This window comes from Anaerococcus lactolyticus ATCC 51172 (genome assembly GCF_000156575.1).
GTDB lineage: Bacteria > Bacillota > Clostridia > Tissierellales > Peptoniphilaceae > Anaerococcus > Anaerococcus lactolyticus.
In genome coordinates this window covers 1-906 of sequence record NZ_GG666072.1, presented here as the reverse complement: position 1 = coordinate 906, position 906 = coordinate 1, and the positions used below count along the sequence as shown (strand labels likewise).

The window sequence follows — 906 nt, the reverse complement described above, 5'->3', positions numbered from 1 at the left end:
TTGCTTCCTTTAAAGGAATGTGAGAATAGTTTTAAGTCCTTATCAAAATAAGCATCATATGAATAATATGTTATTTGATTATGGTTATTATCATATCCACTGGAAATATTTTTTATTTTTAAATATTTATTATCCTCTGTTCTAACTATATCTCCCACTTTTATAGAGAGGATTTCCTTATCATCTTCTATATTGTTTTTAAGTGAATTATTTAAATATTCTCTATATCTATTTTCTATTCTAATGCCTAATTCTTTAACCTTATCTATTGACTTCATATCATCCGGAAGATTTCCCTGCTTATCGGCAACTTCTCTCATGATTTTCGCATATTCTCTTTGAAATACAGAGTTAAAACTTGCTAAGGTATTATTTCCTAAGTTTTCTCTTGCCTTTATAATTTCATTTTCTAAAACTTTATCCTTAACTAATACATCGAAAAGTCTATCTTCAATTTGGTCTATGGAAATTATTTTTTCATCTATCTTATTTTCTTCTATAATTTGATTAAGTTCTATCTGACTTTTTCCTATTTGTTCATAAAGAAATTCAAAATCTCTTTGGTTGATCTCATTTCCATCACCTATGCCTATCTTATAGTAATCAACTATTTTCCCATCTACTATATGGTTAAAATAGAATTTGGAATACCCCTCCCACTTATCAGTCATCTGCCCATATTCATCTTCTCCTAAGGTCTTATTATGAAGTCTTATTTTTTCATCTATTTCCCTTATTTCATCTAATAGTTCTTTAGTCAGCCTTTGTCCTGTATAATCTTTTTCTATTAGACTTGAACCCTCATTAAACTCAATTATCCAATAATCATATTTTATATGGCTATCTAAATCAATATCTATATTCTCTTTATTTTTATTAGTATAAAATTCCTTAAATTCTTCAAAA

1 protein-coding gene is annotated in these 906 nt (G+C 26.9%); it reads right to left on the bottom strand.

Going from position 1 to position 906, the window contains the following annotated elements; all coding sequences use genetic code 11:
• Positions 1 to 906 (bottom strand): hypothetical protein (locus tag HMPREF0072_RS10295; RefSeq protein WP_004830354.1); only part of this gene is annotated, 906 nt, incomplete at both ends.